The 15216-nt window shown below is 39.2% G+C and carries 12 protein-coding genes; 4 read left to right on the top strand and 8 right to left on the bottom strand.

Annotation, left to right across the window (positions count from 1 at the left end):
• Positions 1 to 631 (top strand): IS3 family transposase (locus ATS76_RS15035; protein ID WP_152995655.1); only part of this gene is annotated, 631 nt, incomplete at its 5' end.
• Here the strand turns inward: ATS76_RS15035 and ATS76_RS15030 are convergent.
• Positions 624 to 1271, bottom strand: a complete 648-nt coding sequence (locus tag ATS76_RS15030; protein WP_058552730.1) for a M48 family metallopeptidase — start codon at positions 1269 to 1271, stop codon at positions 624 to 626. The two genes, ATS76_RS15035 and ATS76_RS15030, sit on opposite strands and share 8 nt — an antisense overlap.
• Positions 1272 to 1508: 237 nt before the next feature.
• Here ATS76_RS15030 and ATS76_RS15025 point away from each other — a divergent pair, with 237 nt between their 5' ends.
• Together ATS76_RS15025 and ATS76_RS15020 are read left to right on the top strand one after the other, a co-directional pair.
• Positions 1509 to 4832 carry an MHYT domain-containing protein gene (locus tag ATS76_RS15025; RefSeq protein ID WP_058552729.1) on the top strand — a complete coding sequence of 1108 codons (3324 nt, stop codon included), beginning with the start codon at positions 1509 to 1511 and terminating at the stop codon, positions 4830 to 4832.
• Between the two features lie 8 nt (positions 4833 to 4840).
• The gene (locus ATS76_RS15020) at positions 4841 to 5833 is read left to right on the top strand and encodes a response regulator (RefSeq protein WP_058552728.1); all 993 of its coding nucleotides are present in this window, start codon (positions 4841 to 4843) and stop codon (positions 5831 to 5833) included.
• Here ATS76_RS15020 and ATS76_RS15015 read toward each other — a convergent pair.
• Positions 5830 to 6270, bottom strand: coding sequence for a VOC family protein (locus tag ATS76_RS15015; RefSeq protein ID WP_058404678.1), 441 nt, complete (start codon positions 6268 to 6270; stop codon positions 5830 to 5832). The two genes, ATS76_RS15020 and ATS76_RS15015, sit on opposite strands and share 4 nt — an antisense overlap.
• A gap of 1 nt (position 6271) precedes the next feature.
• Positions 6272 to 6928 carry an HD domain-containing protein gene (locus ATS76_RS15010; protein ID WP_058552789.1) on the bottom strand — a complete coding sequence of 219 codons (657 nt, stop codon included), beginning with the start codon at positions 6926 to 6928 and terminating at the stop codon, positions 6272 to 6274.
• 139 nt (positions 6929 to 7067) lie between these two features.
• Here ATS76_RS15010 and ATS76_RS15005 point away from each other — a divergent pair, with 139 nt between their 5' ends.
• Complete coding sequence (locus tag ATS76_RS15005; RefSeq protein ID WP_058552727.1) at positions 7068 to 8258, top strand: class I SAM-dependent methyltransferase; 1191 nt, start codon at positions 7068 to 7070, stop codon at positions 8256 to 8258.
• A 15-nt stretch (positions 8259 to 8273) separates the two neighbouring features.
• Here ATS76_RS15005 and ATS76_RS15000 read toward each other — a convergent pair whose 3' ends face one another.
• From ATS76_RS15000 to ATS76_RS14980, 5 genes are all read right to left on the bottom strand, one after another.
• On the bottom strand, positions 8274 to 8570 hold the full coding sequence (locus tag ATS76_RS15000; RefSeq protein ID WP_039036718.1) for a PilZ domain-containing protein: 297 nt from the start codon (positions 8568 to 8570) through the stop codon (positions 8274 to 8276).
• An 8-nt stretch (positions 8571 to 8578) separates the two neighbouring features.
• Complete coding sequence (locus ATS76_RS14995) at positions 8579 to 8959, bottom strand: response regulator (RefSeq protein WP_058552726.1); 381 nt, start codon at positions 8957 to 8959, stop codon at positions 8579 to 8581.
• Positions 8960 to 9034: 75 nt separating this feature from the next.
• Positions 9035 to 12922, bottom strand: a complete 3888-nt coding sequence (gene hrpA, locus ATS76_RS14990) for an ATP-dependent RNA helicase HrpA (protein ID WP_201023511.1) — start codon at positions 12920 to 12922, stop codon at positions 9035 to 9037.
• Positions 12923 to 13046: 124 nt separating this feature from the next.
• Positions 13047 to 14081 carry an isoaspartyl peptidase/L-asparaginase family protein gene (locus tag ATS76_RS14985; protein WP_058552724.1) on the bottom strand — a complete coding sequence of 345 codons (1035 nt, stop codon included), beginning with the start codon at positions 14079 to 14081 and terminating at the stop codon, positions 13047 to 13049.
• Between the two features lie 126 nt (positions 14082 to 14207).
• Positions 14208 to 14912, bottom strand: a complete 705-nt coding sequence (locus ATS76_RS14980) for a SapC family protein (protein WP_058404160.1) — start codon at positions 14910 to 14912, stop codon at positions 14208 to 14210.
• Between the last annotated feature and the right edge of the window lie 304 nt (positions 14913 to 15216).

Below are 15216 nucleotides of genomic sequence, written 5' to 3'. Positions count from 1 at the left end.
TAAGGTACGCCGCATCATGCGTGACTTGGGATTGGTATGCAAACAACCAGGGCCTCATTCATATAAATTAGCGACGGTGGAGCGGCTAGATATTCCAAACATACTTAACCGTGAGTTTGACGTTGATGGCCCAAACCAAGTTTGGTGTGGGGATATTACGTATATTTGGACAGGTAATAAATGGTCTTATCTAGCTGTTATTATCGACTTATTTGCTCGTCGTGTGGTTGGCTGGGCAATGTCAGATAAGCCTGATACTGACTTAGTTATTAAAGCATTAGATAGAGCATACGAGCAACGAGGCAAGCCACTTGGGCTTATGTTTCATTCAGACCAAGGCAGTCAGTACAGCGCAAAAAGGTTTCAACAAAGGCTGTGGCGTTACCGTATAGAACAAAGTATGAGCCGCCGAGGAAATTGCTGGGATAATGCCCCGATGGAGCGCCTATTTAGAAGCTTAAAAACGGAATGGGTTCCTTCGTTAGGTTATAGTAATTACCAAGAAGCTGAAAAAGATATTAGCTATTATTTAATGAATTATTATAACTGGCGCAGGCCACATAGCCACAACCAAATGGTTGCCCCTGCTATAGCAGAAGAAAAACTTAATTTACTGTCCGGAATTAGTTGACCACAACATTATAGTCTGGATAAAAAATCTCTACTCTGTCCCAAAATTGCTTACTGTGATTTAAATACCTTAAATGAGCAAGCTCATGCACTATTACATAATCAATAATTCTATGAGGTGCTCCTATTAAATGTAAATTAAACGACAATTCTCGCTTACTGTTACAACTGCCCCAACGACGCTTGTAAACAGCTAACGTTAATTTTTTCGGCAACACCTCATCCATTTTTTCACAATAAAAAGCAATACGCATTTCCACATAAGCCGCTAACTTTTCTTCTAAATAGCGTTTAATTAAACTCTCATATTTATTTTTATAATTTTTTACACGACTAGAGTGTGTAACATATAGCGCGTTATTATGCTCTTTCACGTCAGATGATGGGCCTTCACGAAAAATTAATTCAACCGACTCAGAAAAAATCTTTATTTTATTTTTCTCAATTGGGTACTGTTTAGTGTCTATTACATTAAGCTGCTTTTTTAATTGTGTTTCTATCCAATGTTGCTTTTCGAGTAACCAACTATCGATTTGTTTTATCGGCACATAATGAGGTGCGAATACGGTTACTGTTTGATTATATATTTTTATAGCCACTGTCTTTCTGCGCTTACTTTTTTTAAGTTGATAATCAAACACTACTTTCTCTCATTAATTTAATTCTTTGGCCCGTTTCAACGCTATTGGTTTTTACCCTGCTTATTTTTCATTTTAATTATTAACTTTACTTAAAATAAATATAAAAAATAATAACTTGAAAACTATACGTTAAAAATTGAAACGAACTCACCTTTTATACCGCACTCGTCAATTAAGTATTTATTTATATGATAATTATATTAAACTACTCACTTAAAGACTAATTTTTGAGCCAATATGCTATCTGCGTTTTTTGTAACAGACCATGACCCTAGCCTGATAATTAACGGGGTATATGACCCACTTTTAGTATCTATATCTATTTTAATAGCGATATTCGCCTCTTTTTTTACAACTAGGCTCATTGATTTAGCAAAAGAAACAAAATTTTATAATTATAGGCGTTTAGCAAAATTCACTGCCGCAGCAATATTTTCAGCAGGCATTTGGAGTATGCACTTTATCGGTATGCTGGCCTTCTCTCTGTGCACAAATATCAAATACGACCCAACAATAACTATTTTATCTTTTCTCCCTGCTTTTTTTGCTTGCCAATTTGCTGTATCTATTTTAATTAACAAAAAAGCGACCTTCAAAATACTTGGTTTATGTTCTGTATTATTAGGCGCTGGCATAGGTACAATGCATTACAGCGGCATGGCCGCTATGGAGTTGGCGCCTTTGTTACGCTACGACCCACTTACCTTTGTTTTATCGCTCTTTGTTGCCGTCGCTTTATCATTTATCGCCCTGTATAGCCGGTTTAACCTTACTAAGGTTTTCCCTAAATTAACAGCGCTACAAAGCCGTACCATAAGCGCAATTATTTTAGGCTTCGCTGTTGCAGGAATGCACTATATGGGCATGGCCGCAACACGCTTTGTTGCAACATCGCCTTTACTATTTAACGATGCTAATGCGTCTGCAGGCCTTACATTTGTTGCAATAGCCGTCGCAACCGCAACGATAGCAATTACGAGTGTGGTTGCCGTTATAAATGGCATGGTTCGCTATAAAATGTTGTTAGAGGAAAAGTCTGCCGATGAGTCTCGGTTAAATGCCATTCTAGAAACCGCAATTGACGCAATAGTCACCATTGACCATGCAGGAATTATTTTAAGTTTTAATACCTCCGCCACTTATATTTTTGGCTGGCAAGAGCAAGAAGTTAAAAACAAAAACATAAAAATGTTAATGGATGATAAAATTGCAAAGCATCACGATCAATACCTTGCTAATGCTGAAAATACTTACTCTGAAAAGGTTCTTGGTGTTAACCGTGAAATTTTTGCAAAGCATAAAGAAGGTCATCTTTTCCCTATTCGTATCGGTATTGGCGAAGTTAACCAGCCCGGACAAACTCCTCTATACGTAGGTTATATTACCGACTTGACCGAACAGCGCGAATTACAACGCAGCCTTGTTGAAAAAGAGCAAAAATACCGTTCTTTAATAAACAATATGCCAGGTGCTGTATTTAGATGTAGGCTAGATGATAATTGGAGTATGTTATTTATAAGCCCAAGTATTTTAGAGCTAACAGGTTACCAATCAGATGAATTTACTGAGCATTGCTTAGAGTTTAATGATCTTATTCTAAAAACAGATCAGCAAGCCGTTATGGATGCAGTATTAAAAGCAGTCCAAGATAAACGTCAATACTCTATCGAGTATAGGATTCGTCACAGAAATGGCAAAGTGTTATGGCTATTAGACCAAGGTAGCTTTTATTATAATAACCAAGATAAAGCTCAGTGGATAGACGGCGTACTTATTGATATCACCGAGCGTAAAGAATACGAAGACAAACTCGAAAAAGCTAAACTCCAAGCTGAAGAAGCCGCACAAGCTAAGCAATCATTTATGGCTAATATGAGCCACGAAATACGCACTCCTATGAACTCAATTATAGGTTTTAGCGACTTGCTTATGGATACACCGCTAAATCATGACCAGCAAAAGCATCTTGTTACTGTTAATAATGCAGCCCGTTCACTACTTCGCTTGCTTAACGAAGTACTCGATTCAGCAAAATTAGAGCGTGGCAAGCTAACAATAGAAGCGGTACATTTTAGCCTTAAACCCGTTATAGACAGTATTATTTCAACCTTTTGGTTAGAGGCAAAAAAGAAAGATCTTATACTCAATCTAACTATTAAAGAGTCAGTGCAAAACACTTACTACGGCGATCCTGACAGGTTAAGACAAATATTAACCAACCTGATTGGCAACGCGATTAAGTTTACAGAGCGCGGCTCTATAACCATAACAGTGAGTACGACACAAAACGGGCACTTATTTTTTGAAGTACAAGACACAGGTATTGGTATTGCACCGGACAGAGTAAGCGCTATTTTTCAGCCTTTTGTTCAAGCCGACGGAACTACAACACGTCGCTTTGGTGGAACAGGGCTTGGTACAACCATAAGTAAACAATTAGTTGAACTTATGGGGGGGACTATAAATTTAGTCAGTGAGTTAAATAAAGGCACCTGCTTTTATTTTTCGCTTCCTCTAAAGGTGGGTGATGAAAATAAAATTGATCATTTTGATGGCCTTCACACACAATTGCCTGCGCTAAGAGTATTAGTCGTTGACGATATAGAACAAAACACAGAGCTTCTCTCGTTATTACTCTCAAGAGATCACCATACTGTTACGAAAGCGAGTAACGGGTTTGAGGCCATTGCAACTTTCCAACAACACGATTTTGATGTGATTTTGATGGATATCCATATGCCGGAATGTGATGGGATTGAAGCATCTATAAGAATACGAGAACTAGAAAAGCAAAAAAAATTGAAAAACACCCCAATCATTGCATTAACAGCCAGTGTTTTGCAGCAAGACAAACTTTCGGCCAAAAAAGCGGGGATGAATGGGTTTGCAAATAAGCCGATTGATATTAATCAGCTAAACCAAGAAATCGCGCAAGTACTGGGTTTAGGCGTTTCTAAAGAAATAGAAATTGCGCAAACTGACCCTAATGCTAAACATATCGACTTTAAAAAAGGGTTAGCCTTATGGGGCTCTAAATCTAAACAACTAACTGAAATTACTAAATTTACAAACGATAGTGATAATCGATTTGAACTTTTGTTAAATGAGCCTCAGCTAAACTCTCAAAGTAGCTATAGTTTAATACATACACTAAAAGGCATTTCTGGCAATTTGGGCCTAATTGCGTTGATGAAGCTTTTATCCAACTTAGAGCAAGCTATTAAGCAAGGTAATAGCGTTGATGATATTTTAAAAGCAATAAAAGCTGAGTTGGTTATTATTTCTAAGTTGTTAACAGTCAAAAAAACTGAACCACTCAGTAATCCTGAAAATAATCAAACAGTTACTTCCAACACTGAACTAAAATTATTGTGTGAAACACTCATCGAATCCGCAAGAAATGCTGAATTTAATGACACTGCACTTAGTGGTCTTCAAAGTTGTTCAAATGGTTCATTCGTGAGTAATATTCAAGCAATAACCGACGCCTTTGATGAATTTGATTTTGATAATGCACAGGTTAAGTTAAACGAATTACTAAAAAAGCTAAACGATATATGAGTATATAAATGATTTTTTCTGCACAAAGTCCCAGAGTATTAATTGTTGATGATGAGCCGGCAAACCTAAAAGTGATGCGTGAAATATTAGGCGATCAGTACCGACTGTCGTTTGCAAAATCTGGAACAGCGGCCTTAACTTTACTTGAAAAAGAGTTACCTAAGCTTATTTTACTCGACATTATGATGCCAGACATGAATGGGTTTGAAGTATGTGAGCACATTAAAAGTAATCCAAAAACAGCGCATATTCCCGTTATTTTTGTCACTGCGCTCGGTGACGAAAGTGACGAGTATAAAGGGTTTGAATTCGGTGCTGTTGATTACATAACCAAGCCAATAAGCCCTGCAATTGTAAGAGCGCGTGTTAAAACCCATCTTTCATTAGTACAAGCTGAGCAATTAAAGCAGGCACATGTAGATTTAGTTCAACGTTTAGGGCGTGCAGCTGAGTATAAAGATACCGATACGGGTGAACACATAGTTCGTATGAGTCAGTATAGTAAAGTTCTTGCCTTAGGAATTGGCATGTCAGAAAATCAAGCAGAGCTCTTGCATCAAGCAGCGCCTATGCATGATGTTGGAAAAATAGGTATTCCTGATACAATTTTATTAAAACCCGGAAAATTATCTGTCACAGAGTTTGAACACATGAAAGAGCATGCCTTAATTGGCGCAAAGATTTTAGCTAACTCATCTTCCCCGCTATTACAACTTGCTCACAAGTTAGCAATTGAGCATCACGAAAAGTGGGATGGGTCTGGTTACCCATATGGTTTAAAAGGTGATGAAATATCCATCGAAGGCAGAATTATTGCTGTTGCAGATGTATTTGACGCACTGACTTCGAAGCGCCCTTACAAAGACGCGTGGAGTGTAGAAAAGACAATTTCACATATGAAAGAGCAAGCAGGTAGCCACTTCGACCCAGCTATTATTGACTTATTAGTTGAAAAACTGGACGAAATACTCACTATTAAACAAAGGAATCAAGAAAGTTAAACCTTTTTAGCACTGTGCGAACCTTGTTCAACATCTGGATAAAACGCCTTTATATATTCATAATCATGAGATGTTATTTCATGGCTATTACCGCTTTCATCTTTAAAATACATTGAAAACGTAACACCGTGGTCGGCCAATACTGCTTTTACATCCATTGCTTTAAAGTGCGCAAGCCACGCAATAAATTGCTCCCCAGTTGCAGCAAACGCGATACCCTTGCTACGAACTTGACCTTCAAACAATGCTAACCGTGTTGTCGCATTTTTATCTTGTAACGTTAATGGGCCTTTTCCGGTTTCATCCCAAAAGGCAAGTTCTTCTATAACCTTAAAGCCAAGAACTCGCTCAAACCACACTACTGCGCTGGGCAAGTTATCTACATTAATATGGCAATGGTCAATTCCTGACAAAAAAGGGATTGTTTTGTTACTCATACTATTCACCTACCTCAGACCTTAACTGCTCTAAAAATGCGTGCATATAGTGGGTGCGTTTATTCGCCTCCTCTTTCGCTGAGGGGGTATTCATACTCTTGGCAATATTTAAAAGTTTTATAAAAAAATGATCTAGAGTAAATTTATTATCGTCTGGCTTTCTAGTTGTACAAAATGGATCATCAGCGCTATAAAGTAGGCGATTAATAGAGCCCCCTACTTTCATGCAACGGCTAATACCAATAGCGCCTAAGGCATCCATTCTGTCTGCGTCTTGTACTATTTGTGCCTCAACCGTTTTAATTTTAATATTGGCGCTAAAACTATGTGCAGCTATTGCATGATGAATATCTTCAAACAACCTTTCGTCATAACCTAAGCCTTGTAAAAACCCAATTGCTTTATCTGCTGCCATAGTCGACGCTTTGGCCCTGTCAGGGTGGTTTTTAGCAACAGCGACACAGTCATGCAACCATGCTGCGGGTAGCACAACAGCCATATTCGCTTTTTCAGCGTTGCAAAGCTGTATCGCCACTCTAACCACACGCTCTATATGGGTAATATCATGGGCTACATCGGCATGTATAAGCGATTTAATAAAGTCACGGCATTGCTCAGAAAGTAATTGTAATGACGGAGTTAACGTAGTTTCAACCAAGGTATTTTCCAAAAATTTATTAACACATTGAATTAACCTTACTTTACCGTGCTTTGCAGTTTACTTGCAAAACATTCATTGTATGTTGACCTTGCCTTGACTAAAATACAGCGCTTATTTACTACAACAGAGAAGTCTTATGTCATCTGCCGTTTACCTACAAGCTGGTCGCGATAAATCATTAAAAAGAAAACATCCGTGGTTATTTTCAAAAGCCATTAAAAAGATCAAAGGTAAACCAGGGCTTGGCGACACAGTCACCATCCATGATAGTGAAGGTAAATATTTAGCAACAGCAGCATACAGCCCGCACTCTCAAATTCGAGCTCGTGTGTGGAGCTTTGACGAAAAAGAAACTATTGATCAACACTTTTTTGAACGACGCTTACGCCGTGCATTAGAAGCTCGTAGTCAAGTAATCGAAGAAGGTGGATTAACCGGTTACCGATTATGTGCCGCTGAGTCTGATTACTTACCAGGTGTGACAATCGATAAATTTGATAATGTGCTCGTATGCCAACTTTTAAGCGCAGGAGCTGAGCGCCATAAAGGTGAAATTGTAGGCGCACTGATGGCTATATTTCCTGGCAGCAGTATTTATGAACGTTCAGACGTAGACGTACGCACAAAAGAAGGTTTAGAGCCAATTAAAGGTGTGCTTTGGGGCTCTGAACCAACACAACCAGTACTTATTGAAGAAAATGGTTTAAAGCTCGAGGTAGATATTTTAGAAGGCCATAAAACCGGGTTTTATCTAGATCAACGCGATAGCCGTGCAGCACTTGAGCGTTTTTCAAAAGATAAAACCGTGCTTAACTGCTTTAGCTACACAGGTACATTCTCACTTTATGCGCTTCGCGGTGGCTGTAAGCATGTTACTAATGTTGACGTATCACAACCGGCACTCGATACCGCAAAACGTAATGTTGAGCATAATAATTTAGATCTAAATAAAGTCGATTTTGTTAAACAAGATGTATTTAAACTTTTACGCCAATACAGAGACGAAGGTAAACAATTCGATACTATCGTTATGGACCCACCTAAATTTGCCGATAACAAGGCACAGCTAACAGGTGCATGCAGAGGCTATAAGGATATCAATATGATCGCTATGCAAATATTAAAGCCGGGCGGCACACTATTAACGTTCTCTTGCTCGGGCTTAATGGAACAAAATTTATTTCAAAAAGTAGTTGCAGACGCAGCACTGGATGCTGGAAAAGACTTGTTAATAATGGAACGTTTAAATCAGGCAGCTGACCACCCAATTGCGGGCAGCTACCCTGAAGGCTTTTACTTAAAAGGGCTTATTTGTAAAGTTTATTAATTAACATTTAATTGGTTAATTAAACTCTATTATCTCAAGCCCTGCTGTAATTGTGCCATCATCTTCTTTGCTGGCACGTATTACCTTAGCGGTCGCTTTTAACGGAGCAATACTTGGATGAGTTGATGCAATATCAACAGACAAAAGTGTATCAGGTTCTAGCAAATCATCTAAATGCAGCGATAAACCCGTTGCACTTAAGTCTACGCATTCAGCGGTATATGTTAAGCCTGCAACTGGCTCAATAGTTGTAAGCATAGCAGTAGCGTTTACCTGCATGCGTCTATAGTTTCGTTTATCTTCTGTGAACATAATTCCCTCTAAACTATTGTGTTTATTTGCTCTAACAGTGCGCTTATAGCGAATGGTTTCACTACATAAGCATCACATCCAGCGTCAAACCCCATTCTTTTCTCAAGCTCAGACTCAAGGCCTGATACCATAACCACAGGAATGCTTTTAGTTTCTGGCGTATGTTTTAGCATTCTGCATGTATCATAACCATCAAGGCCTGGCATACATACATCAAGTAAAATAATGTCAGGAGGATTGGCAATTGCAGACGCAAGACAATTCTGACCTGAGTCAGCATAACTAACGTCAAATTTAGACTCTAGTGCAGATTCAAGCATTTCATAATTGAAATACTCGTCATCGACTACTAGCAGCCGTTTTGTTTTTGGTTCAATCACCGAGGACATGCTTATGTCGTTTCCTTCTCAAAACAAAAATAAATCCTACCTTTAAGGTACTAACCTTCTTAATAAATGCAAGCATTATTCTATTTCTTTTATAGCATTTAAAATTCGTTTAGACGAAATAGGGTAAGGCGTTCCTAACGTTTGTGCAAATAATGAGACTCTAAACTCTTGTTGCATCCAAAATATCGCTTCTATGTCGCTGGGTATCGGCATACCTTTGGGTATTTTATTCGTTAGCTTTTTATATTCAGTGGCCACTTTATCAAGCTCAAGTACACACAACCTGTCTCTATTAGGATCAACCGGAAGTTTTTCTAATCGCTTTTGAATCGCCTTTAAGTAACGAATTAAATCAGTGAGTTTAGTCGCGCCATGTTGACTAACAAACCCTTTAAAAATTAACGACTCAAGTTGCGATTTAATATCGCCATGAGCGGTGATCATGGTTAAATCAACCCGCCCTTTCATTTTTTTATGCAGCGCATGTGCAATACTGAGAACTTGTTCAACATGTATTGCTATGTCGACTACGGCATCACCTAGCTCGCCACGTATCTCCTCTTTAACGTTTTCAAACTCAGCGCTTGTTCTAATGTCGCCATACTTAAGTAACAAACTATCAACGCCTGCAGCAATGCAATCGTTAATTAAGTCGGCTATTTTTCCAAATGGATTAAAGTACAATCCCAACTTAGCCTTGTTAGGTAGATTCTGTTGTAAATATTTAATTGGTGAAGGCACGTTTAATAGTACCAATCGGCGAAGACCTTGTTGGTGAGCAGCCTGTGCCTTTATTTCGTTATCAAATAGCTCAACCGCAGCACTTGATTTTTTATCCACCAGCGCTGGGTACGCTTTTATTTCATACTGGCCTTGCTTTTTAACGTAAGACTTAGGCAGTTCACCAAAGTTCCATTGTGTTAAGTCTGCTTTTTCAATACCATCATCAGCTACTTTTGAAAGTGTTTCGGTTACCTCTCCTTGAAGCTCTGCCTTGAGCTTCGTAAGGTCTAAACCGCGAGCCAGTAATTTATTGTGCTCATCGCGCACCTCAAATTGTAAACGTAGATGAGGAGCAAGTGATGTTAAATCCCACGCTTCAGGGTCAACGCGCACACCAGTCATTCGCAATAAGCGTGTAGTTAGTGCGTCAAGTAAAGTGCCTTGCATTGGCTCTACCGCTGCAAGTACAGCATCTGCATAATTGGGAGCCGGTACAAAGTTACGACGAAGTGACTTTGGCAGTGATTTAATCAAACCACTTATTAATTCGTGCCTGAAGGCAGGAATATGCCAATCAAAGCCGGTTTCTTGCACTTGATTTAATAATGCAACAGGGATTTGTACAGCAACACCATCAACCGCTTGACCTGGGTCAAAGTGATACGTAAGCGGTAATATTAAATTATCTTGCTGCCACGTATCTGGATAATCAAATTCTGTAATACTGTTTGCGCCATGGCGCATTAACTCATCCCGAGTCATGTGAAGATAGTGTTTGTTTTGTTGTTTTTGGGTTTTATACCACTTTAAAAAAGCGGCTCGATTATTAATTTCTTTTGGTATTTTTTTATCGTAAAACTCAAATAAGGTTTGTTCATCAACTAAAATATCACGGCGGCGCGACTTGTTTTCAAGGACTTGTATATCTTCAATTAACTCACGATTAAACTGTAAAAAACGCTCGTTTAAACCAAGTTCTTGTTCAACAAGTGCAGTTCGCACAAACAGCTCTCGGCTAACCTTAGGGTCTATATTGCTATAAACACAGCGGCGTTTATTAACAACTAACAATCCGTATAAAGTTTGTTGCTCAAAGGCAATAACAGCTCCAGGTTTTTTCTCCCAATGGGGCTCAGAATAGCTGCGTTTTACCAGGTGTTGAGCTAAGGGTTCAACCCAATTGATATCGATTTTTGCATTAGTGCGCGCATACAATTTACTCGTTTCAACAAGCTCTGCTGACATAATCCATTTAGGCGCTTTTTTAAATAAACCCGAACCCGGAAAAATATGAAACTGACTATTACGCGCACCTTTATAAGCTTGTTTTTCGTCTTTAAAACCAATATGGCTAAGCATACCGCTTAGTAAGGCTTTATGTACTGCTTCGCCATCAGCAGCATCACTTGTTGCCTTCATACCCATTTCGTTACACACAGTACTTATTTGATAAACAATATCTTGCCATTCACGCAGGCGCATATAAGCTAAAAAATCTTTTTGGCATAACTTTCTAAACTGACTATTTGTCAGCTCACTTTGTTGCTCTTCTAAGTAATTCCATAAATTTAAAAAGGCAATAAAGTCTGAATCTGGATCATCAAAGCGACCGTGTTTTTCATTCGCTGCCGCGCGTTTTTCTTGAGGGCGTTCACGTGGGTCCTGAATGGATAAAGCAGCCACAATAATAATAACTTCACGCAGTGCACCTAGCTTATGCGCTGTTAAAACCATTTTAGCTAAACGCGGATCAACGGGTAATCGGCTTAACTCTCTACCCGATTGCGTTAACGCGGTTTTATTATCACGCTTAGCCGACTTTACTGCTTGTAACTCCTCAAGCAGAGTTAAGCCATCGCTGATATTTCTACTGTCTGGCGCTTGAACAAATGGAAATTGCGCCATGTCGCCCAAGCCCAAAGCAAGCATTTGTAAAATAACAGAGGCTAAGTTTGTACGCAGTATTTCAGGGTCGGTAAATTCAGGGCGAGATAAGAAATCATCCTCTGAATATAAACGGATACAAATACCCGCTTCAACACGTCCACAGCGGCCCATCCGCTGATTAGCACTTGCTTGTGAAATAGGCTCTATGGGTAAACGCTGTACTTTTGTGCGGTAACTATAGCGGCTAATGCGCGCAGTCCCTGGGTCTATAACATAGCGAATGCCAGGCACGGTCAGTGACGTTTCAGCCACGTTAGTCGATAAAATAATGTGACGGCGAGAGTGCGGCGCAAATATTCTGTTTTGCTCTGTATTTGATAAACGCGAGTACAGCGGTAATACATCGGTGTGCTTAAGATTACGTTTGCTCAACGCATCCGCAGTGTCGCGAATTTCACGTTCACCGTTTAAAAATATGAGTATGTCGCCGGGGCCTTCTGCACATAGCTCATCAACTGCATCAAAAATACCTTGTAACTGGTCGCCTTCGGCTTCCATATCGTCTTTTTTAATATCGCTAATTGGGTTGTAGCGAACATCAACGGGGAAAGTACGACCCGATACCTCAATAATTGGCGCATCGTTAAAATGCTTAGAAAAACGCTCTGGGTCAATGGTTGCTGAAGTAATAATAATTTTTAAATCAGGACGCTTTGGCAGCAAGTTTTTTAAGTATCCTAAAATAAAGTCAATGTTTAAACTACGCTCGTGGGCCTCATCAATAATGATAGTGTCGTATTGATTTAAAAAACGATCTTGCTGAATTTCGGCAAGTAAAATACCGTCAGTCATCAGTTTAATGTATGTATTGTTAGAAACCTGATCGCTAAAACGGATTTTAAAACCCACTTGTTGACCTAGTTCACACTTCATCTCATCGGCAATACGGTTTGCAACGGTGCGAGCGGCTAACCTACGCGGTTGCGTGTGGCCAATAAAACCATCGACGCCGCGGCCAAGCTCTAAACACATTTTAGGTATTTGCGTCGTTTTTCCCGAGCCTGTTTCACCAGCAATAATAACAACTTGATTATTTGCTATCGCGTCTTTAATGGCTTGTTTTTTTTGGCTTACAGGCAGCTGTTCTGGGTATGTTACCTGTGGCAAATTTGCTAAGCGTTTTTCTTTTGATTGTTGGCTGCGGGTTATATCTGCGGCAATTTTTTCAAGCGCATTGGCTTGTTTAGTCTCGTCGACGATTTTTTTAACGCCGTGAAGGCGTTTTTTGAAGATGAATTGATCTTTTTTTAAGCACGTTTTTAGCTCGCCAAACAACTGACCTAGGTTAACCACCCGCATACCTTATAAAATATGTTAAAGAGCCGTAATTGTATCAAAATTAACGGCTGGGGTTAATCCTACAAATCATTAAACGCTCAGTTGTTTGACATTTAATCACATGTACAAGGCCATATTTCTATTCGCCTTTAAAAATGCCAACATAAGTTGCTTGCGTATTCGATTTACTTGCGCGATACATCCCCGACGTATTAAACGGTAAGCTAATGTTGCCTTGCGTGTCGATAATAATCACACCGCCTGTGCCACCTATTGGCTTTAATACTTTGTTTATTACTTCATCACCGGCTTGCGCGATTGTACTGCCTTGGTATTTAACACGAGCGCAAATATCACTTGCCACGTTGTAGCGAATAAAATATTCACCGTGGCCGGTCGCCGATACCGCGCATGATTCATTTTCAGCAAACGTACCTGCACCTATAACGGGTGCATCTCCAACACGACCATAACGCTTTGCAGTCATTCCACCGGTTGATGTACCAGCAGCTAAGTTACCATTTTTATCAAGGGCAACAGCGCCAACGGTGCCCATTTTAAAGTTATTAGGGAGCGCATTGTGCGCGGCTTGATATGATCTACTTGTTGCTTTGGCTGTATCAAGCTTTTCTTTTGCTTTAAGCAGTGCATCATAACGGTGTTTGGTATCAAATAAATTATTTTCGATAAGTTCAATACCTTGCTCTTTTGCAAACTCCTCAGCACCTTGACCACTGAGCATAACGTGCACTGAGTTATCCATAACTAAACGGGCAAGCTCAATTGGGCTTTCTACATGTTTTACACCTGCAACAGCCCCTGCTTGACGGTTACGTCCGTCCATAATTGACGCGTCGAGCTCGTGCCCACCATCGTATGTATATACTGCGCCGCGTCCGGCATTAAAAAACTCAGACTGCTCTAATACTGTAATTGCAGCAGTAACCGCATCTAAGCTTTCCCCGCCTTTTTCTAGTATGCTGTAACCTGCCTCAACGGCCTCGGATAATTTAGCACGATAAGCTTTTTCTTGTTCGGGGGTAAACTTTGCTTTATCAATTGTTCCTGCGCCACCATGAATTGCAATGGCAAGCGGAGATTCTTTACTTAATGCACTGTGAGTAAACCCTATACATGCACTGGCTAAAATAGATAATAAGATTATTTTTTTCATGACTGTCCTTTCTCATCAAAGTAATAAAACTAATGTGAACGGTTAAAAAGCAAATTTCAACTAAAGTAAGTTTAAAGACATAAAAAAAGCGCCTTAAGGCGCTTTTTATTATTAACGTGTTTAAAATTAAGCTTGTTTAGCTTTTAAACGCGCTAAACGTGCTACTTGGTGAGTAGACGTTAAGAAAGAATAAATTGGTGCTAAATAACCGCGCTTACGAAGTTCTAAGAAGTCTTCATCGCTTAGCTCATTTAGTTTTTTCTCGTCGATAAGGTAGATACCGTTGATGTCTTTTTTCTCGCCTTTAATGTCTACTGTTAACGTTTGAGCAATTAGTAGCTCTTTATCAGCAAGAAATTTAGTGAATGCATCGGTTACCTGAGAAAACTCAATGAAAGACACTAGCGACTCTTTACGACGCTTTAAGTAATCTGTTTCTTCGCCGTTTTCAAATAATGCATTGCCATCTGTTTCACTTACAAGCGGGCTTGCTTCATCAATAACAATACCAAATTGGTCTTGATCTGGGTGTTTAACTAAACCAAGTGGGTAACGTGTAGAGGCCATTGGTGCAAAAGAAGCTGTCCACTTATCGCCTTCAACAAATAAGTTCTCGCCTGGCTCTAAACCAAACATTGCTACTGCTTGGAAAGTACCTGCTTCGTTATTTTTAACAAACGACATAGGAAACTCATTTGCTACGCGTGCAAACTCATGTGCAACTACAGGCACTAAATGTTGAGTTTTCATGAAATCTACATTGATGCCGTTTTGAATTTTAATGTTGGCATGTTTTTCGTTGTGTAAAGGCTGTACTTGTTGCTCCGCCATGTTACTGCTCCGTTTTTTTAAATTTATAAGTTTCATTGTTAATGCCTTAAGGCTAATGCTTTTGAGGTAAAAAAGGAAGGGAAAGTTTTATGACACAAGCCATCTAAAAATAAAATTTAAATAAATCTGCATGTTGTCAAAAAACATACAAGTAATAATTTTAAAACATGCTTAAAAATAAAGCGTTACACGGTTATTTAGCATACAAAGGGAGGTGGCTTATTTACAAACGTTAACAGACTTCTGTCTACAACCACGCTCATTGTGATGAATATTTAGGCAAAGAAAAAGGCAGCTAATTTAG

Origin of the sequence: Pseudoalteromonas sp. 10-33 (assembly GCF_001469195.1) — a bacterium.
Taxonomy (GTDB): Bacteria; Pseudomonadota; Gammaproteobacteria; order Enterobacterales; family Alteromonadaceae; genus Pseudoalteromonas.
Note: the sequence above shows the minus strand (reverse complement) of the source record. Positions and strands in the feature narration are given on the sequence as shown.